The 19,312-nt window shown below is 66.3% G+C and carries 18 protein-coding genes and 1 pseudogene; 8 read left to right on the top strand and 11 right to left on the bottom strand.

Going from position 1 to position 19,312, the window contains the following annotated elements:
• Nucleotides 1-102: 102 nt before the first annotated feature.
• Nucleotides 103-339: pseudogene (locus ED92_RS43815) on the bottom strand (helix-turn-helix domain-containing protein); the annotation flags it as partial.
• A 98-nt stretch (nucleotides 340-437) separates the two neighbouring features.
• Between ED92_RS43815 and ED92_RS22335 the strand changes: the two are divergent.
• From ED92_RS22335 to ED92_RS22325, 3 genes are all read left to right on the top strand, one after another.
• Nucleotides 438-641, top strand: coding sequence for a hypothetical protein (locus tag ED92_RS22335; RefSeq protein ID WP_037342538.1), 204 nt, complete (start codon nucleotides 438-440; stop codon nucleotides 639-641).
• 383 nt (nucleotides 642-1,024) lie between these two features.
• Complete coding sequence (locus ED92_RS42000; protein ID WP_081975885.1) at nucleotides 1,025-2,110, top strand: ImmA/IrrE family metallo-endopeptidase; 1,086 nt, start codon at nucleotides 1,025-1,027, stop codon at nucleotides 2,108-2,110.
• 17 nt (nucleotides 2,111-2,127) lie between these two features.
• A complete protein-coding gene (locus ED92_RS22325; protein ID WP_037341683.1) occupies nucleotides 2,128-3,225 on the top strand; it encodes a hypothetical protein in 1,098 nt (365 codons plus the stop codon).
• Here ED92_RS22325 and ED92_RS41425 read toward each other — a convergent pair.
• The 3 genes from ED92_RS41425 to ED92_RS22310 form a co-directional block, all read right to left on the bottom strand.
• Nucleotides 3,203-3,805: a hypothetical protein gene (locus tag ED92_RS41425; RefSeq protein ID WP_052120791.1), complete on the bottom strand. Its 603-nt coding sequence runs from the start codon at nucleotides 3,803-3,805 to the stop codon at nucleotides 3,203-3,205. The two genes, ED92_RS22325 and ED92_RS41425, sit on opposite strands and share 23 nt — an antisense overlap.
• A 694-nt stretch (nucleotides 3,806-4,499) precedes the next feature.
• Nucleotides 4,500-4,898: a hypothetical protein gene (locus tag ED92_RS43400; protein WP_052120789.1), complete on the bottom strand. Its 399-nt coding sequence runs from the start codon at nucleotides 4,896-4,898 to the stop codon at nucleotides 4,500-4,502.
• 372 nt (nucleotides 4,899-5,270) lie between these two features.
• Nucleotides 5,271-5,999, bottom strand: a complete 729-nt coding sequence (locus ED92_RS22310) for a DUF5984 family protein (protein ID WP_037341681.1) — start codon at nucleotides 5,997-5,999, stop codon at nucleotides 5,271-5,273.
• A gap of 133 nt (nucleotides 6,000-6,132) precedes the next feature.
• On the opposite strand from ED92_RS22310, the gene ED92_RS22305 reads away from it, so the two are divergent.
• Nucleotides 6,133-7,305, top strand: coding sequence for a hypothetical protein (locus ED92_RS22305; protein WP_052120787.1), 1,173 nt, complete (start codon nucleotides 6,133-6,135; stop codon nucleotides 7,303-7,305).
• Between the two features lie 179 nt (nucleotides 7,306-7,484).
• Here the strand turns inward: ED92_RS22305 and ED92_RS22300 are convergent, their stop codons facing one another.
• Nucleotides 7,485-7,913, bottom strand: a complete 429-nt coding sequence (locus tag ED92_RS22300) for a hypothetical protein (protein ID WP_037341677.1) — start codon at nucleotides 7,911-7,913, stop codon at nucleotides 7,485-7,487.
• 49 nt (nucleotides 7,914-7,962) lie between these two features.
• Here ED92_RS22300 and ED92_RS22295 point away from each other — a divergent pair, with 49 nt between their 5' ends.
• The gene (locus tag ED92_RS22295; RefSeq protein WP_037341675.1) at nucleotides 7,963-8,919 is read left to right on the top strand and encodes a helix-turn-helix transcriptional regulator; all 957 of its coding nucleotides are present in this window, start codon (nucleotides 7,963-7,965) and stop codon (nucleotides 8,917-8,919) included.
• Between the two features lie 4 nt (nucleotides 8,920-8,923).
• On the opposite strand, the gene ED92_RS22290 is transcribed toward ED92_RS22295, so the two are convergent.
• Nucleotides 8,924-9,265, bottom strand: a complete 342-nt coding sequence (locus tag ED92_RS22290) for a hypothetical protein (protein ID WP_037341673.1) — start codon at nucleotides 9,263-9,265, stop codon at nucleotides 8,924-8,926.
• A 178-nt stretch (nucleotides 9,266-9,443) separates the two neighbouring features.
• Between ED92_RS22290 and ED92_RS22285 the strand changes: the two genes are divergently transcribed.
• From ED92_RS22285 to ED92_RS22275, 3 genes are all read left to right on the top strand, one after another.
• Complete coding sequence (locus ED92_RS22285) at nucleotides 9,444-10,703, top strand: DUF3100 domain-containing protein (RefSeq protein WP_037341671.1); 1,260 nt, start codon at nucleotides 9,444-9,446, stop codon at nucleotides 10,701-10,703.
• Nucleotides 10,704-10,717: 14 nt separating this feature from the next.
• Nucleotides 10,718-11,656, top strand: a complete 939-nt coding sequence (locus tag ED92_RS22280) for an NAD(P)-dependent oxidoreductase (RefSeq protein ID WP_037341669.1) — start codon at nucleotides 10,718-10,720, stop codon at nucleotides 11,654-11,656.
• A gap of 320 nt (nucleotides 11,657-11,976) precedes the next feature.
• Nucleotides 11,977-12,696, top strand: a complete 720-nt coding sequence (locus ED92_RS22275; RefSeq protein ID WP_037341667.1) for a trypsin-like serine protease — start codon at nucleotides 11,977-11,979, stop codon at nucleotides 12,694-12,696.
• A gap of 48 nt (nucleotides 12,697-12,744) precedes the next feature.
• Here the strand turns inward: ED92_RS22275 and ED92_RS22270 are convergent, their stop codons facing one another.
• The 5 genes from ED92_RS22270 to ED92_RS22250 form a co-directional block, all read right to left on the bottom strand.
• Nucleotides 12,745-13,002, bottom strand: a complete 258-nt coding sequence (locus ED92_RS22270) for a hypothetical protein (protein WP_037341666.1) — start codon at nucleotides 13,000-13,002, stop codon at nucleotides 12,745-12,747.
• A 20-nt stretch (nucleotides 13,003-13,022) separates the two neighbouring features.
• The gene (locus tag ED92_RS22265; protein WP_037341665.1) at nucleotides 13,023-13,913 is read right to left on the bottom strand and encodes a diiron oxygenase; all 891 of its coding nucleotides are present in this window, start codon (nucleotides 13,911-13,913) and stop codon (nucleotides 13,023-13,025) included.
• A complete protein-coding gene (locus ED92_RS22260) occupies nucleotides 13,910-14,791 on the bottom strand; it encodes a crotonase/enoyl-CoA hydratase family protein (protein ID WP_037341664.1) in 882 nt (293 codons plus the stop codon). The genes ED92_RS22265 and ED92_RS22260 overlap by 4 nt, the downstream gene beginning before the upstream one ends.
• Nucleotides 14,781-15,380, bottom strand: coding sequence for a TetR/AcrR family transcriptional regulator (locus ED92_RS22255; RefSeq protein ID WP_037341663.1), 600 nt, complete (start codon nucleotides 15,378-15,380; stop codon nucleotides 14,781-14,783). Before ED92_RS22255 ends, ED92_RS22260 begins: the two co-directional genes overlap by 11 nt.
• 117 nt (nucleotides 15,381-15,497) lie before the next feature.
• Nucleotides 15,498-19,055, bottom strand: a complete 3,558-nt coding sequence (locus ED92_RS22250) for a discoidin domain-containing protein (protein ID WP_037341662.1) — start codon at nucleotides 19,053-19,055, stop codon at nucleotides 15,498-15,500.
• Between the last annotated feature and the right edge of the window lie 257 nt (nucleotides 19,056-19,312).

Raw genomic sequence — 19,312 nt, 5'->3', positions numbered from 1 at the left:
CCGGACCCACACCCCTCCCGTACCTACGACCGCGCCCGTATCCGCTCGAGGGGAATCAGCTACACCGCAGGCGACGGTGCGTAAGCCCAACAGGAGGTCCGGGTCTAGGCGAAGGGCGCGTGCAAGTGCGCCCACAGTGTCAGCTGACGGCGCTGGCGCCGTATCGCTGAAGGCCTGGCTGACGGTAGTGCGACCCAAACCGGCCCGACGAGCCAACTGCATCTTGTTCAGGCTTTTCGTTGCCCGAGCGGTCTCCAAGCGGCTACGTAACTCCCGCAGTGCAGCCACCGGATCCGTTGTGGCCCCTGCAGTCACCCTGTCGTCATCGTGTGCGTTCATCAGTGTTCATCTTTGACCACTCGCACCACGGCGAACACCTACCTCGCGATATTCGGCAGCACAGCACCACCCACGTTGCCTACAAGGGGATGAACACAATGTCTGATCGCACCGCCATGGTCCTGCTTGCCTGTGCCTTCACCGTCGTGGTCGCCGCATTGATCGGGGCCGCAGCCGGCTACCTCGCGCGCCGCGACCACGCCACTTACCCGGCCGCCCTGACTCGCGCCGCCATCGCATTCGCCGCCACCCTCACCCTGACCTCCGTACTCACCACCATGCTCGCAACGCTGACCGACTGAACCCTCGCCACCGGCACCACGAAGACAGCGCGACCGATAACTTGCAGCTCGATATGTCAGCCCGGGCCGCGAACAGCCCAGACCTCACGGATTCCAGCCGCTGAGGGTCTGACCAGCAGGTCCAGACTCACGCGCCTGCGCCTGCGGGTTCTCCCTACCGTGCCACCTGGCCCCTGGACCGCAGCACGTTCAGACAAGTTCGAATATCTAGGTTCCCGATTACACCGAGCTGCGTGCAGCGGGAGGTCAGTTCGCGGCCGACGGGACACTTCCTCACACCACTGTTTCTCGCCGCAATGCAGAGCCAGGCATGATTTGGGAATATTTGAACACACTTCTGGTATACTTCGTCCAAGCTTAGGCGCGACGATGCAGGAGGCGAGATGAGCGACACCCGCGCGGCCGGACGGATGGTCGCGTTGACACGAGAGGCGAAGGCCTGGACCCAGGCTCGTCTGGCTAAGGCGGCAGGGGTCTCCCAGGGCTTTCTCTCCAAGGTGGAGCACGGTGTCTTACCCCTGGAAGGCGAGCGCCTAGCGCACGTCGCGATGGCACTGGAAGCCCCACCCGAACTGCTCAGCAGCAGTGAGCCCGTCCGCGGCCTGGAGGTTACCTGCCTGCATCATCGACGTCGCGCAAGTCGGATGACTGTGGGGACCACTCGCCGCATAGAAGGATTGACACACCTCACCCGCCTGTCCGTCGAGGGACTCTCGACCGGACTGAGTGTCGCGCCTGACCTGACGCTTCATCACCTTGATGTCGACGAACATGGCTCCCCGGAAGCGATCGCGCGTCTTCTCCGCATCGCATGGCGGGTGCCTACTGGCCCTGTTGCTGATGTGACAAAGCTGTTGGAAACGCTCGGAGTAGCCATCGTGCGCCGCGACCTGCACACCGAAGCGCAGGATGCAGTGAGCACCTGGCCGCCGGGCCATGCGCCGGTCGTGCTGATCAACCGCGGATTGAGCGCTGATCGTGAGCGCTTTACCCTGGTTCACGAACTGGGACATCTGGTGATGCACACACTGCCCAACGATGATCAAGAGGGCCAGGCGAACCGGTTCGCCGGTGAGTTCCTCGCCCCGGCAGACGAGGTTCGCCCCCAGCTAGAAGGGCTGACAGTGCGGCAGTTCAGCAAGCTCGCCGAGCTGAAGCAGATCTGGGGCATGTCGATGGCCGCGCTGATCCGTCGAGCGCTGGATCTGGAGTGCATCAGCGCGAACCAGTTCAAATCCTTCCGAATCCGGCTCAACCAGTATGGATGGTCCGAACGAGAGCCCGGGAACCTTCCTGCCGAGACCCCGCAACTGGTCAGCTCGATGGTCGCGTCGCAGATGACGAAGCATGATCACGACATCGAGCAGGTGGCGACGCTGGCGTTGATGCTGCAAGAGCCATTCCGCCGCCACTACCTAGCCGACGTTCCACCCTCGACGTCAACTCACACCCGCAAGGCACAGCCATGAACGCAGACGGAGAACGCATGGCCAGCCCAACCTCTTCCACCACCGCCCTTCAGCAAGCACTCACCGATGTCCTGCTGATACAGACCGACAGTAAGGGCTATGAGGATGCGCTCGAATGTTCAGATCGAAATGGCGGCGGTCTGGTACTTACCGGCAAGGATTCGCTGACCATCGCTAAACACCTTGTGGGGCAACAACTTTACAGTCGGCCGATACTCGTCGATCGCGGTCGGTACTCGGGCGCCAGTCGAGCGTTCGCCCGAGATGCGTTCGACTCCGACTGGATTACCCAGCAGCGGAAACTCAAGCTCGTCGCGACGATGCCGGATGCCGGCTATGTCGGCGAGGGTGACGAATCGGGGCTGGTCAGCATCCTGGGCCGAGTCCAGGATCTCGGACCGGACACAATCGCGCCTCTCGCGTTGCACCTGAGCTGGCTGGACTCCCGGCGCAACCTCGGCCTGCTCCTCGAGCGTGTGCGGGCGGCAGGGGTTCCGATCGCTGTGGCGCTGGAGCAGGAGAAAGACCCGCTCAGCAAGCGATTCGCTGTCAAGGGGCTGGTCGAACTCCTACAGCTCCCGATTCCGGTGATCATGCTGCGCTGCGACGTCTCTGCCCTGGGTGCCTTGTGCTTCGGTGCCACCGCGGCCGCGGTCGGCACTACAACGGGGTTGCGACACCTCTACCCGCTGCCGAAGAACGACAGCAACGGGTTCTACAACAAACCGAAGACCGCGGCCGTGGTCAAGGGCTGCCTTGCCTACGCCTCGCTGGACAAGATCGATCAGGCAGTCCAAGCGGACAGAGACAATCAGCTGTGGTCATGTTCATGCCGGTTCTGCGCTGGTCGCACCCTGGATTGGCTCGGGTCGAGCCCCGACCCCGAGATCTGGGCCTTCCTGCACTCGCTGGACACCTTGTACGAGATTCGCCGCGACATCCTCGGACAGAACGCTAACCTCGCCGACCGTCGGACCAGCTGGATCGAGCAATGCGACAGCGCCCTATTTCAGCACGAGGTTATCGACGGCATCACGTATCAGTGGAACCCACCCAAGTCGCTGGGCAACTGGGTTCACCTGCGCAAACAGCTCAGCCAGTCACCTGTGCGGTGAGCAAGTCGTCGTCCAACAACCGCGCATAGACCAGCTCTTCGACCCATCGGCTCAACGTGCTTGGCCTGGCGGTCGCCACCGGACCCACACGACCAACCTGCGCCAGGTGAGGACACTCGCCAGGTTGCGATGACCGGAGCACAGCGATCCCGTGCATGTGAGCGGTCATCAGGCAATGCTGGTTCGGCTCATGGCTTTGATCAAGCAGGATCGCCGTGGAGCAAAAGCCGACAAAGCCGCCCGCAGCAGCGAGCACCCGCTGCCATCGCTGACCGCGTGCGATCACGCCGCGCAGGGTGACCACAGCGGGTGGCATCGTGGCTCGGCTTTCCTCCCATTCCCACAACGCCACCGCCATACGATCGGTGACCGGCCCCCATCCCGAAGCCACGCGCTCGTCGTGAGCGTGAGAGTCGACCTCAGCCACCACCGCCACACGCTGGCTGAACAACTGCATCTCGTCGATGGTGATCCCAGGCCACTTCAAAACTTTCGCCGCCCGGCTCAACTCACTGCTCGGTGTCACACAGCCCGCCGATGTGGTCATACCGGGCACAAAGAGCTGGTCGTAGCCCGACATCAGTCTGCCGCCCCTTCGTCGTCACTCGGCGAGGTCTTCGTTGCAGACCTAGTTCTATGCCCTGTTGCGCCGCTCTGCACCCTAGAAGCTCCAGATTTCTGAGCGGAGCCGTGGTCCGGTGAAGTGCGACCTGCTTCATACCGCTGCTCGGCAACACGCGCAGCCATCAACCGCACCTCGTCGGGTTTCCCCGCGGCAACCTCGAAGAACACCGAATCTCCCGGAGCCAGCTCAAGAAGCTGCATTACGTCTACCGGGATCGCGACCTGGTTGACCTGAGAGATCTTTCTCGGCCCGATGAGAGCACCCACCATGGCAACACTACAAGAACTACAAGTTCTACAAACGTCCTTCATCCATTTGGACGTCAATCGGCTCTAACCCGAGGACCAGAGGCCCCTGCAACATGGGTTCGTTCAGGAAACAGGTTCCGCGACCAGATCCGACGTTCCGCGCCATTCCGACCGCACCACACGCGTCAGGATGCGGGAGTGCTCCGCGCCTATACCCAAGGCTTTGCGAAACCCTTCGGCCGAGATCGGCCGCTGACGCAGCTCCCGATGCTGGGCATCCACCTGCTTCGCACGCTCAACTAAGTCCAGCCACAGTCACATACGGTGCCGCCTCCGACGAGATCGCCCGCGCACCGTTCGAGGGTGCATCGGCAGCAGGGCCCTGCCCGCGCTCCCGGAGTTCAGCGAGTGCCTGCAGCAAGCCCGGTCCGACCTCCGATCAGCAACAACGGCCCAACGGCGTCGAATTGCGCCTTGCCGATTTCGCCGACGATGAGCGGCTCAGCCACATTCAACGCTAGTGTCACTGCGCTCGCGAGGACCAGCAGCCGCCGCGTCGACCGTAACACGTCCGGAGCGGCACCCTCCCCAGACAACCGCCGGATCGCGACGAGCAACACCACGACCGTCAGATCCACCGCTGGCGCTACAAGCGGCGCAATCCAGACCGGCACACCGAGCCGACGAGCCAGAGCGAACACGTTGCCGAAACCGAACAAGAACGTCAGTCCGACGACAATCCCCACCATCGTGCTCACAGCCGACACGACCGGATCACGCCGGTCTCCAGCGTTCACCATGCCAGCCACGCCGATTTGGGGGCCGGATCAGGCGATAGAACCCGACACATGCGAGCCCGAGACGCGCCCGAGAGGCCTGAAACAGTCCGACACCAGGCGACACACCCCGACAGCAGCGATACGCCGCCACCAGACGAAAAGGTATTGTCCGACATCACTCGACACCATCCGACACGGTCAGGTGCCGACTCTTAACCAGCGGGTTCGGGGTTCGAGTCCCTGATGGCGCACACCCAAGCCCCACGTTTTCGGTATCGGGAACGTGGGGCTTTGTGTTATGTGGATGCAATCCTTCCACTTACTCACCGTCCATTGTGGTCGCATCGGAGCCCGAGCGTGGACGATCGGTGCGCGAAGTCTGCGGCGGGGCGGCTACGGCCTCGGAGTTCGCGTCGAGAAGATGCGCGCGACACCTTCGCGAACGGCTGTCCAGTCCGTCGCGGGTACATGCTGCAGTGTGGCGGCCAGGGATCGTGAACGTTGCCGGTGTTCCTGGCGGAGCTGTTCGAGGTGGGTGTCTGGATTCGGCCCGCGGGCTTCGATCTCGGTGATGCGCCGGCCCATCGCGTCGATCAGCTCTCGGTTGAACTCCTCCACGGCGCGCAGGAACAGCTCGGTGGGGACGCTTGCCTGTCCTTGCCTTGGCACAGTGCAGTCGAGTCCGTGTTCGGCGGTGTGCCGCCAGTCGACGGTGATCATGTCCTGGTCGGCGATCGACCGCCACAACACGACGCGTGGTGATGCGGCGAGGTAACCGGTGTACATGAAGTGGCTGCTGTACCAGTCGAGTGCTGCCTCCGCGTCCTCCACAGCTTCCTCGCACCAGGCGTCATGGTCGCGGGTCATGCGGTCGACGAGGTCTGCGGGCACGGGTTCCAGCACGGACGGCAGCATTTCCAGAAGGTCCTCCCACAGCCGGGCGACGTAGTAGTCGACTGGAGCAGGCTTTCCCGCAACGGTGTTCGACGGGTGGTGGAACAGTTTGTGTCCGTTCACGTCGATCCAGTACCAGCCATCGGTCAAACCGAACCAGTGCGGGTGACGATCACCCCAGGTCTCCACGTCGGCCAGCGGCCTTAGCCGGAAGTGGAAACGGATCACCGGGCCAGTGTGCTCACCAGCTTGAACCGCTGTCGAGCCATTTGCCTCTGACGCTCCGAGCTACTTCGGGCATACCGTGCCGGGGGGGTTGCGCCATAGGTCACGGGCGGCTGCGGAACAGTAGGTTCTACGCATGGCTGCCAGATCGTTCTCCTCGCCTCCTCGGCCCATCGTGGTCGGCGACGTTGTCGCGGCGTACTCCGACCCGCTTGGAGCATGGACCGCCGGGCAGATCACCGGCATCGATGCGGACTGGAAGAAGGTGGATGTGCTGGATCTGGATTGGTCAGGTCCAGAGCCGACGTCGCTGCTGAGCCTGGGTGATCTCAGGCCGTTGCGTCTGACCCATCACAGCTGGAAAAGCGAGTTGTCTCATTGCCATTTCAACTGGGTTCTTCCGCGTAGCCACAAGGTGATCGGCAACCGGCCGCTGCTGCGAACGGAACGTTCCAACAGCTACGGCTCCGCGTGGCGGCTCGGGTTGCAACTGGCCTTGCAGCGCTCCTGGGATGGCGGCAATCACGACTCCTGGGTGGACCCGGGCGTCCGAACGTTCAGCGACGAGGATTTCCGTCAGGAGATCGGCGGTCGCCCAGGCCTCGACGGGGACGTCTACGACGTGACGATCGCCGTCGCGGACACCTTCGACTGCTCCCGTCTGGTCGCTGCCTATCCCGGCCTGAAACGGCTGACCCTGCACGGGAAACTCGGCACATTGACCAATGCCGAGAGCCTCAACCGGCTCGCCGCGCTTCAGCGGCTCTCCATTTCGGACCTCTTCGGCATGACCAGCATGGACCGGCTCACCCCGGAGCATGTTCCGCACCTCGAGACGCTGTCCCTGTCCAGCGTGCCTGCCGAATACGCCACCGCCATGCGAGCGACCTGGCGCACGGAGATCCCCAACGGCACCGACGTGGACATCCGCGCGCCACGAAAGCCGGAATGGGTCGCGGAGAATCGGGACAATCCGCTGCGTGACTGGGATGGGCGCGAAAACATAAGTACCGCTCGCTTCAAGAAGGCCGTCGCCCAGTACAAGGCCACCCGTCGTGCCGTGCTGACCGAACTACGTGCCCCCGAGATGGCCGATCAGCTGGCGAGGCTGCACTCGCTCGGGCGCGAGTACGGCGAGGCCTTCAACCACATGGATCGCCGGAATCCCTTCATCGAAACAGTGGAACGCGAAGAACTCATCGACGCACTAGCCGGCATCGTGCAGACCGCCGAGGAGGAACTCGGACGCGATCTCACCTGGGCAGGCGAACACCTCGTCGAAGGTCTCGAATCCATCCGTAACTGGTAGACCAACCCGTGACCGTCCGCCAGGCGCGCGTTTGGCCGATGCGTCAGCATGCCGACGAGCGGACTAGTTTGCGCCGGCGAAGTCGCGGACGTGAACTCTCCGACGGGTGGCTCCTTCTGCGACGCACCGAGAAGGAGCCACCGTCACCGACCAACGGCGATACCGGTTCGGTCTAAGCCTCAGCGGTTGTACTGCCATCCACTCCGGTAGCAGGTGTCCCAGCCCGCGTCGTCCACGCAGGTCACGACGCGGACCCTGCTCAGCTTGGTGCCCGAGTTGTACTTCAGGTTGCTCCAGTAGCTCGTGGTGCCGCATCCGCTCTCGTTCCAGCGGTACGGCGTCGGGTCGATGGTCCCCATGCCGAGGTCGGCCTCGAAGAACACGTAGACCGGGTTGCCGTCGCATTTCGTGTCCCGCACGGCCATGTTGATGCCCGTCATGCCGCTGAACGTCCAGGTCCAGTTGGCCGAGCCGTACACCTCGCTGCCGGACGCGGTGGCCGCACCGGTCGCGGCCGAGGCGGTGCCCGTGAACGCCAGTGTCGCCGCCGACGCCACGGCGATCGCCGTGGCTGCCCGCCGCAGGTTCCTGCTCAGAATCCCCTTCATGTTCCCCTCCAGTGTGATAAATGAATGACGACTCCATGGGGGAGGCGTCATGCTTCGTATTCACTTCACCGACCGTGACCTGGCCCATGTCCGCGTCGCGGCCGCACCGGATCCGCTGTGGGAAACGGTTCTGGCCATGCAGAAGCTCACGCTCGACGGCATTCCCGCCTTCGCGCGCTGGCGGCGCCGGGTGCGGGAAGGCCTGCGGGAGCGTGACGCCAGGGCCGCGGTGCGGTTCCTGCAGACGATCGCGCCGCCTGCCCGGTACTTCCCGGACTTCCTCACCCCCGCCGAGTCCGCTTGCGGGCTGAAGGCGGGGCTGTCCGCGCTCCGCGGGACGCCGGCGGATCGGCTCGGGCGCGAAGTCGCGCTGATGGCGAAACACCACCGTCTGCCCGGTTGGACACAGGGGCTGGCGGCCGGTGCGAGCGCGGCGCTCGATCAGGTCGCCGGGGCGCTCCGGATCGCCCACGACACCCTGGTCGCTCCACATTGGACGAACGTGCGGACCCAGGTCGACACCGACCGCGCCTTGCGGTCACGTCTCGCCGTCGAAAGCGGAACCCTCGGTCTTCTCGAGTCGCTCCGGCCCGCTTTCCGTTGGGAGGAACCGGTCCTGACCGTGCGCTACCCCGTCGACCGCGACCTCCATCTCGAAGGTCGCGGTATCCGGCTCGTCCCGTCCTACTTCTGCTGGGATACCCCCGTCGCGCTCGCCGACGACGACCTTCCACCGGTCCTCGTCTTCCCGGTGTCCCACGAGCACGAGCCCGTTCCCCTGCCGAAACATCTGGCCACCCTGCTCGGCCGGACCCGCGCCGCCGTTCTGTACGCGGTCGCGGGCTGCCCCACCAGCGGCGAACTCGCCGACCGGCTCGGCATTTCGGCGGCCGCGGTTTCGCGGCACACCACGGTGCTCCGCGACGCCGGGCTCATCGCCAGCAGGCGCCACGGCGCCGTGGTGCTGCACAACCTCACGCCGATGGGTGCCGCGCTGCTGGGCTGAGCCCTCAGCGCACGATCCGCCACAGCGAGCAACTGTCGTCCCCCGCGTCGTCCTCGCAGATCCGGAAGGACGTCACGTCCGGGATCGTGGCGTTGCCGCAGCCGACCTTCGAGCCATTGCTGTCGCCGATGGTCAGCTTCGTCCCGTTCTTCTGGTTGTACTCGGCGTAGACGCCGTTGCCGTCCTGCTCTTCGTCGCACACCGCGGCGGCGTCGCGGACGGTGTCGTACTGCGCGTAGTCCTTTTCCTGCCAGATGGTGTAGCCGGTCGCCGCCTCCGCGGTCGAGGTTCCCAGTACCAGCGCCGAGATCATCGCGCCGCCGACGAGCATCGTTTTCCGGATCATCGTTCCCCTCCCCTTGGCCCTTCACGGGCATGGGAACAGCTTGCCGCCCGCCTCGCCGGCCGGTCGAGACTTTTGCGCCAGGGCGGAAAACCGCAGACAGGACAGGCCGTCCTGGCCAAGGAGCCACCGAGAGGCCATGATCATCGGACATGGTGGTTCCGGGAGGGGGACGACGGCCATGGCCAGATCATCGAACGCCGGGACGGCGGTCGCCGTCGGGGTGACCGCGTTGTGCGCGCTGGTCACTGTGGGAACTGAGTACGCGGGCGCGCTGGAACTACGGATCGGCTCGTTCGCGCTCGTCCTGCTTCCGCTTTTCTTCGCCTTCGTGATCACGGTCGCCCTCAACCTGTCGCTGTCCTGGCGGCGTCCGGAGGCGGCCGCACCGATCTGGTCCTGCGCCGGACAGCTCCTGCAATTGCTGACGGTGGTGTTCGTGGTGCGAGCCGGAGTGGTCCTGGGTACGGCGCTCCCCACGATCGTCGAGGCCGGACCGGCGATCCTCGTGCAGAGCCTCGGCAAGGCGGGAACGGCGCTGCTGGCCTTCCCTGCGGCCTTACTGCTCGGCTTCGGCCGCGCGAGTATCGGCGCCACGTTCTCCATCGGCCGCGAACCCAGCATCGCCCTGGTGACCGAGCGGTACGGCATCTCCGGCCCGGAGGGTTCCGGTGTTCTCGCCACTTACATCAGCGGCACGCTCTTCGGGTCCCTGTTCTTCTCGGCACTCGCGGGCATCGGCTCGGCGATTCCGCTGTTCAGTTCGACGGCGCTGGCGATGGCCTGCGGGGTCGGCAGCGGGGGCATGACGATCTCTTGCGCGGGTTCGCTCGCGCACGGCTCCCGCGACCTGCCCCAGGACGACATCGTCGCGCTGGCGACGGCCAGTGACGTGCTGACCTACATCACCACTGTGCTGCTGGGTGCTTTCATCGTCCTTCCGGTGCTGGAACGGCTGTACCGTTCCCCCACCGCCGTACGGAATCGGCTGGTCTCCGGGGACACCGCCGAGCCGGCGGCGACGGTCGTGCCCTCTCGGCTGGTGACCGGCTTGGCCGTGACCGTGCTTCTGCTCGTCACCGCGGGATGGCATGCGGCGCCGGGAATGCTCTTGCTGTTGGCCCTCGCCTTCGGGGTGCGGATACTCGGCGACCGGACCGGCCGGTTCGTGCCGACCGTGCTGTGGGCGGCGCTCGTCGGTGCCGCGCTGACCGTTCCGGGACTGCCGTGGTCGGCGACCATGGTGCGCGTCCTGTCCGCCGTCGACCTGCTGACGCTGGCGACCGCAGTGCTCAGCTGCGTCGGTCTGTGCGTGACCGTCCGGCAGCTGAGGATCCTGCGGACCATGAGCTGGCGCGCGGTCGTCGTGACGCTTCTCGTTTTCGCCGGTTCGTTCTTCACGTCGGCTTTGCTGGCCCAGATCGTTCTCGGGTTCACCTGATGAAAGGAAGGCCTATGAAGGTCCTGGTAACAGGCGGAAGCGGTTTCATCGGACAGCACGTCGTGCGCGAACTGCTGGCACGCGGGCACGACGTCACGGTGCTGGTCCGCACGCCATCCACGCACCTTCCCGACGCGGTGACAGTTCGACTCGGGGACCTCACCGACCTGTCCGAGGAACGACTCGATGCGATCGTCGCCGGTCATCAGGGCATCGTCGTCGCATCGGCCGCCGCCGTCGCCGCACCGCGCGGCGCCGACATCGCCGCGTTCTTCCACGATGCCAATGTCGCACCGGTCGCCAGGTTGCTCGCCGCCGGCTGCCGGGCGCAGACCGACCGCGCCGTCATCCTCGGCAGTTTCTACGCCACCCTCCAGCGCGAACAGCCGAAGCTCCGGTTGGCCGAACGCAGTCCGTATATCTCGAGCAGAATCGACCAAGCCGAGCGCGCCCGCGCCGCCGTCACCGCGGAAACCTCGGTGGCGATTCTCGAACTTCCATACGTGGCGGGCACGACTCCTGGCAGGCAATCACCTCTCGAACCCATGCTGCGCAGCATGTCCTTCGGTGATGCGAACATCTTCGTGTACCCCGGCACCACCGCGGTCGTGACCGTCACCCAGGCCGCGCGAGCGGCAGTCGCCGCCTTGGAACGTCGCGCGAACGGGAACTACCCGCTCGTCACGGCGAATCTCCCGTGGGCAGATCTCTTCACGCGTCTCGCGACCGCGAACGGCCGCCCTCCGAAACGCATCTGGAAACTGCATCCCCGCGCCGTCGAACTGCTGCTCCGCTGGGCGGGGATCCGCCAACGCCGCCAAGGATTCACGCTCGGTTTCGACCCGGCGCAATGGAGTGAACTGCACGCCACCGCCATGGTCCTCGACCCGGACATCGCTCGCGCCGAACTCGGCGTCGAGCCGGACGACCTCGATAAAGCACTTCGCACATAATCTTTAAGTGCGCACCTTTCGAGAATGTCCCTGATCTTTCGGACAATTCGGAGAAACCATTCCAAAGCATTATTCGATGGATCCTTGTCCGGACCGTGAACATTCCGGGCTTTCCATCGCGAAAGCCCGCCAGTGGCGGAAACGCGGAGGCAGAACGGGGTTCCGCGCGCCTGGGTGCAGCCGGAACGATCCGCGACTTTCGTCTTACTACCTAGGAAGGTATTCCGGCTCTCCCGTCGCGGGAAACATTTGGGCGGCCGGCATCGCCCTCGTTCCTCCTACGACCACCAGGCGGCTCGGCCGCCCGAAGGTGAGCAACCATGCGGAAAATCGCTTCAATCGCTCTCGGGTTCCTGGCGGCGGCACTCGCGGTGTCCACGCCCGGGATCGCACAGGCCCAAACGGATTCGGGCGTCCAGCCCTCGATCATCGGCGGGGGCACCGCCACGGAGACCTACAGTTTCATGGTCTCGCTCAACAACGGTTGCGGCGGCAGCCTCGTCGCGCCTCAATGGATCGTGACGGCCACCCACTGCGGCGGCGCGTCGCAGGGCCGGATCGGCTCGACGAACAAGTACTCCGGCGGTGAAGTCGGCAGGATCGACCGCCGGGTCAACAAGCCGGGCACCGACCTCACCCTCATGCACCTGTCCACGGCCGTTCGCGCCACCCCGGTCGCGATGGCCACGAGCAATCCGGCGCCGAACACCACCGTGCGTCTCCTCGGCTGGGGATGCACCAGCTGGCCGAGCTGCAGCACTCCGACCACGCTGCGCCAGATCGACCTCCGGGTGCTTCCCAGCAGCTCCTGTTACGCCGGCGGTGGCGGTTCCGGTGATGTCTGCATCTCCGGTGATCGCGGGCATTCCGCCTGCCACGGTGATTCCGGCGGACCGGCGGTCGTCGGCACCACCGGGCGCTGGACGCTGGTCGGCGAGACCCACGGCCCCGGCGACAACGGCGGCGAATGCGCCACCAGCACCCTCTACACCGGCATCGCCCAGCACCTGAGCTGGATCAGGCAGCAGACCGGCTCCTGATCACCGGGCACCGGCACGCCTCGGTCCGCGAGGCGTGCCGGTTCTGCCTCAGCGCCGGGTGAGGACCCGCTTGCCCAGCCATCCGGCGTAGACGGCCAGTCCGGCGACACCGGCCTTCCGCGTGGGGCGGGCCGCGATCGCCAGGCCGATGGCGAGTTCGGTGGCGCCGTTGCGGTAGGTCCAGTTGCGGACGTCGTCGGCGAACGCCATCTTCGTCACGGGTTCGAAAGCGGCCGGAGCGGCGAAGTGGGCGAGCCCGGTCGCGGCGATGCCGAGGCCGAGGAGCTTGCCGGTGCGTGCGGACATGGAGTTGCCTTTCTGTTCGTTCAGTCGAGGACGCCGGCGCGGCGCCAGAGCCGTCGGCTCGGGCCGCCGATGAGGCCGATCTCGGTGAAGTAGTCGACGGCCTTGGCCGCCCACGCCGCCTTGGTCCGGCGCCAGTGCGGGTTCGCGGTGGCGACCTGGCGGGCTTCGCGCGGGTCGAGGCCGACGGAGGTGTATGCCTTGGGGTGCAACAGCTCCGACGTCGCGACGTAGGCCATCCCGGCGATCGCCCAGCGGATCAGTTCGCGGCCGACGCGACCATGACGGGCCCAGGCCCGGCCCAGTTCGTCCTTGGCGAAGCTGATGTGGCGTGCCTCTTCGATCACGTGGATGCGGGAGATCATCCGGATCATCGGCTGCAGGCTGTCGTCACGCATCATCTCGCGTTGCATGCCGTCGGCGAGTTCTTCGACGTAGATGGCGCCGGCGAACAGCAACGCCGGACCGCAGATCGCGCCGAACACCTTGCCCGCGCGGTGCGCCGTGCGGCTCGGACGCCGGACGACACCGCCGCTCTTCTCGATCGAGCGGGCGAACATGGTGCTGTGACGGCATTCGTCGGCGATCTCGGTGAGTGCGTACTGCGCGTTGTGGGTCGTCGGGTCGCTGTTGTAGACGTGCCGGACGAGGCCCTGCATGAGGATCAGCTCGAACCAGATGCCCGACGCGGCGGCGGCCGCGGCCTCCTGACGGCTCAGTTCGGCGCGCTGCCCGTCGTCGAGCCGGTCCCACAACGCCGTGCCGTACAAGGAACAGCGCTCCGGCGCCTTGCCGTACGCGCCGTCGACCAACGGTGCCTGCCAGTCGACGTCGACGTCCGGGTCGTAGGAGTGCCGCGCGGAGGAGCGCTGCAGACGCTCGGCGACCCGTTCGCTTTCGGTGTTCGCGGTCATGACGACCTCCTTGGATCCGTGTGCTCCGGCAGCGGTCCGCCGCCGTCCGGGATGACCTGTCCGGAATCCCGGTAGGCCACCGCCTCGTGGAAACCATCGCGTTCGGCGAACTCGCGGAACCAGCGGCCTTCCGGGCTGTGCCGGGTGATGCCGTCGAACAGCGTCGCGAGTGTCTGGGTGCCGGAAAGGCCCATGTTGTCGTAGGCCTGGTTGATCATCAGCTTCTGCATCACCAGCTGGTTCGTCGGCACCCCGGCCATCCGGTCGGCCAGTTCCTCGACGGCGGTTTCGAGCCTTTCGGGTTCCACCGCCTCGAGTGCGAGTCCCCATTCCGCCGCGGTGGCGCCGTCGATGGTGTCGCCGGTGAGCAGCATCCGCTTCGCGCGCTGCGCCCCGACGCGGTAGACCCACATCGCGGTCGTCGGGCAGCCCCAGACGCGGGCGGGCGGATAGCCGATGCGGGCGTCGGTCGCCATGATCAGCACGTCGCACGACAGCGCGATGTCGCTGCCGCCGGCGATCGCGTGCCCTTGCACCTGACAGACGGTGGGTTTCAGCGACCGCCACAGGCTGAAGAAGTCGTCGGTGTTGCGTTTCATCACCCGGTAGTCCTTGATCGGATCCCAGACCGGGCCCTGGTTCCAGCGGCCTTCGGCGTCGCCCTCGGCGAACTGCTTGAGGTCGTAGCCGGCACAGAACGACCGGCCTTCGCCGCGCACCACGATCACCCGGACGGCGTCGTCCTCGTTCGCCAGTTCCACGGCCTGCCGGATCTCGCCGGGCATGACGTCGTTGATCGCGTTGAGCCGCTCGGGGCGGTTCAGGGTCAGGTAGGCCTTCCGGTCTTGGACGCGATACGTGAGCGTCTCAAACGCCATCGGAGCCTCCCAGCGCGCGAAGGGTGAAGGTGACCAGGTGCGGGATCGTGTCCGGACCGCTCTCCCCCGCCAACGGGCCGACCAGCATCTCCGCGCCCGCGCCGACCAGTGCCGCGGCAGTCGCCTCCGCGTCCTGCGCCGGCAGCAGCCCCCGCTTCACGCCGTCGGCGATGTTCCTGGCGATGACCTCGCGGAACGCGCGACGGAAGACCAGGCGCTCGGCCTCCACCACGGCGTCGACCGGCTCGGCGAGCAACGCGTACGCCAGCCTCGGCGCCTTCAACGCCCGCCCGGCGAAGGTCTCGATCACGGCGACCACCCGCTCGCGGACGTCGCCTTGGGAAGCGGCGGCCTCGACGGCGTCGACCTCCCGCGAGACGACCTCGCGGAAGACCTCGACGACGAGGTCGGCCTTGGACGGGAACTGCCGGTACACGCTGCCGGTGCCCACACCCGCCCGCGTGGCGACCGCGGCCATGGAGCAGCCCGCGTAGCCGGTCTCGGCCAGCAGTGCGATGGCCGCGGCCAGGATCTCGCCTCGCTGCGAGTCCAGTCTGGCCTGCGTCTTCGGAGTCCGTCGGTACGGCATGGAAAGGAGTGAAGCACGGATTCCGCACTTCAGCAACGGGCGGTTCCGCCGGTGGCGCGTGAAGGCCTCCTTCCCTCGGCTGAGCCGAGGGAAGGAGGCCTTCACGCGCTGGGGCACTCAGCTGCGGTTGATGGTGAACGTGCTCGTCGTGTTCCGGATGTCTTCGGCGTTGTCGCTCAGGGTGAGTCCGGAGAACGTCGCCGAGCCGACGGCCGGGCCCTGGCCCGGTTCCGGCAGCTCGTTGACCCAGATCCCGATCCCCGACTTCGCGTCGAACTCGTCACCGCTGCGGTGCGCTCCGGTGATCGACACGTTCGTCAGCACCGTGTCCTCGACCGGGTTCTCCGGACGGCTTCCGGAGTACTTGGTCTGGAACATGATGCCGCTGTACGTCGGGCTTTGTATGTCCACATCGGACACTCGGATACCCCGGAACTCCTTGGAGGCGGAGAACATCCAGATCGCGGGGAACGTCTGCTGCCCCCAGAAATGACCACCGGTGCGGACCAGTGAGACGTTCTGGACGGTCGTCGGCTGCGGGCCGAAGCCGAGGAACGGATAGCCGAAATCGAGCGAGCTGATCGTGATCCCCGAGTACGTCAACGTGTCCGCGATGTACAGATTCCGGAAGGTGTTGCCGTACCCGCCGTACACCGCCAGCCCGGCCGCGCGCCACGGAAGCAGCACGGTCAGATTCTCGAACACGTTGTCGTACTGGTTGCCCGCGTTGAGGTCCGTGGCGGCGAACAGCGCGAAACTGTCGTCACCGGTGGAGCGGGCTTCGTTGTCGGTCACCCGGTTTCCCGTGCTGCCGTTGGTGAAGTTGACGCCGTCGGCGAACATGTCGCGGATCCGCGAGTTCTTCACCGTCGTGTTGTCCACATTGGTCGCCCACAGCAGGCACATCTGGTGCTCCACCCAGATGTCGTCGATGGTCATGTTCGTGACGTTCGTGAAGTTGAAGACCTTGCCTGGCCCGTCGATCCGGGACGTGTAGTTCCCGAACACGGCGAATCCGCGGAACGTCGAACCGCTCGCGCTCGCCTGCGCGTCGAACCCGATGTCGGTGTTCTCCTGCCCGGCTGGCGCGGTGAACTTCGTGAACCACGGACCGGCGCCGAGCACCGTGACCGGCTTGCCGTAGACGGTGAGCTTGTTCGTCACCGGATACTGCCCCGGCGGCAGGAAGACGCCGGTGAGGTTCGGATCCTGGCGCACCTTGTCCAGCGCGGCCTGCACATCCTTCTGGGTGAACCCGGCCGGGACGGCGTAGCGCGCCGGGTCGGGGTTCGCGGCCGCCGTGGCCAGCTCGAAGTTCACGAAGTCGATCGCGTAGTTCAAGCCGTTGCCGGCGTCCTTCTGCAGCTTGATCTTGTGCCCGGCGGGAACGGTCGTGCCGAGAAGCATGCTGGCCTCGTCGTAGATGTGCCGAGCGGGACCGGCTCCCGGTGAGTTCTGCGGAAAAGCCTCAGGGCCGTAAAGCCACGCATGGCGCGAAGTCAGGTCGATGGCCTTCAGGAACGTGCCGTCGACGTAGACGTTCAGCGTCGAGTTCTGCCCGCCGCCACCCGCGGCGTCCGGCATCGAGAACCGGGTCACCAGGGTGTTCGTGGCCGCGCGGGTGGTGAACTCGACCGAGGCCCCGGTCGAGTTCAGCGTCACCGCCTTGCGGCCCGACGCCTCCCCCGCGAGATCGCCGATCTTGCGGTTCGGACCGATCACGGACGCGCCGCCCGCGATCACGCCGTCTTCGGCCTCGTACATGTCGTAGGGCATGTTCGCGCCGCGGCCGACGAACAACGCTTGTGTGCTCGTGTTGTTGCCCTGTTTGGCGGGCACCTCGTTGGCGTCGTTCGCGACGACGGTCTTGACCGTGTACCGGCCGTTCCCGGCCGTCCAGGTGCCCACGTTCACCGGCGGCGCGGTGGCCCCGGCGGCGATCGCGCCGGAGTACGAGCCGCTGAGCGTCTTGACGACGGCGCCGCTCTGATCGGTGATCGTCACCGTGACGCCGTGCGCGCCACCCGCCGAAGCGACCGTGCCCTGGTTGCGCACCGCCGTGGAGAAGGTCACGGTGCCGCCCGCCGTCGGGTTGTTCGGCGACCAGGCGGTGGCCGCGACGAGGTCGGAACTCTGGACAGGGCTGACGACGAGCGCCGTCGAGCCGGTGTAGGAGTTGTTGGCCTCGTCCTGCTCGACGACGGCGTTGGTCTCGTCGACCTTCGCGATGACTTGGTGACTACCCGCTTCCCGGGTGCCGATATCCGCCGAGACCGTCGCCGACGCTCCCGCGGCGAGCGCGCCGACCGGTGCCGTGCCGACCTTCGCCGTGCCCAGGTAGAGGTTCACGTTCGTCGCGCTCGACGCCGCGGTCCCGGCGTTGCGGACGGTCGCCGACACCGTGATCGCGTCGGTCTCCACCGGATTCGCCGGCGACCACGAGACACCCGACACCGTGAGGTCGGGATTCGGGGCTGGGACACCGAAAACCTGGAATTCCGCGGCCTGACCGCCGGGCGCACCGGAGTTGGCGGTGATCCGCAGCCGGACGTCGGCGGCGCGGCCACTCACCGGGATCGTCACGGTGTTGCCGCTCGACGGGGTGAACGTATACGTCTGCGCGGGCACCAGCGTGGTGAACGCGGTCGCCCCCTGGTCACGCCCTTCGACCGCGATCGTCTGCGTGCGCTGGGCCCACGCCGGATCCGGGTTGAGCTTGACCACGACACGGTCGAGGTCGCCGTTGGATCCCAGCGCCACGGTCAGCAGGTTCGGATACGCCGCCCCCTCCCAATAGGTGGTCACGGAGTCGTCGTTGGCGTTGGCCGCGACGTAGGAATGCTGCACCGAAGACGCCGTGATCGGCTTGCCCAGCGCGAGATTCGTGCCGGCGCGCGTACCCGTCCTGGTCACCGTGCCGCTGCTCGGCGACTGGTTCCCCGCCGCGTCGCGGGCCCGCACGGAATACGCGACGGTCGCGCTGTCCGGCTGGTCGTCGGTGTAGGTCAGGACGTCACCGCCGACACTGCCTCGCAGCTGCCCGTTGGCGTACACGTCGTAGCCCGCGACCCCCGTGTTGTCGGTCGAGGCCGACCACGTGAGCCGGATCTTGCCGCTCGACGGTTCGGTGTAGGCGAGGTTCCCTGGCGCGGACGGCGGCTGCGTGTCCCCGCCAGCCGGGCCGTGCACTTCGAACTCCGAGAGCTGGGCCGCCGGCCAGCCGGTGTTGGCGGTGATGTTCAGCCGCACGAACCGGGTGTTCCCGGTGACGTCGAGGGTGACGGTGTTGCCCGTCGCCGGATCGAACCGGTGGCCCGCCGACGGGACGAGATCACTGAAGCTCGCGCCGTTCCCGCTGCCCTGCACCGAGAACGTCTGGGTGCGGGCTTCCCAGCCGGAAGGCAGTTTGAGCACGAGCCGGGCGACGTTCGTGGCCGCGCCGAGATCGGCCTGGATCCATTGCGGGAACTGGTTGTTCGTGCTTTCCCAGTAGGTGGCCTGGTTCCCGTCGCCGACGTTCGAGACGGCGTAACCGGGCAGCTGACTGCTGGCGGTGTAGGTCGCGTCGGCCGCTTCGGCGGCCGCGAAAGCCGTCGGGGCTTCGCTCGCGGCCACGGCGGGTGGGGCCAGGAGAAGGGACAGGGCGGCGTACGTCAGAAGGCGCCTCGTTCGCATGACATTCCTCTGTTCCGGGAGGGGACTGAGCGGAATCTTCCTGACTCTTGTCATGTTCTTGCGCTGAAATGTTCAAGAATTACAACCCATGGGGCGCCGCAAGTCAACGGCCGGGGCTAAATCGCGTGACCGGCCGGAAACACGCTGCTAACGTCCGGCCCGACCAGGTGCTTTCCCGGAAAGAAGGAGAACGGCGTGCGCCGAGCTGTCGAGTCCCCGAGCCGTATGGACCTTTCGACAGCCCTGGAGCCGTTCAT

It is taken from the genome of Amycolatopsis sp. MJM2582 (genome assembly GCF_000754115.1).
Lineage (GTDB): Bacteria > Actinomycetota > Actinomycetes > Mycobacteriales > Pseudonocardiaceae > Amycolatopsis > Amycolatopsis japonica.
The sequence above is the reverse complement of the archived record's forward strand: the minus strand, read 5'-3'. Positions and strand labels throughout refer to the sequence as shown.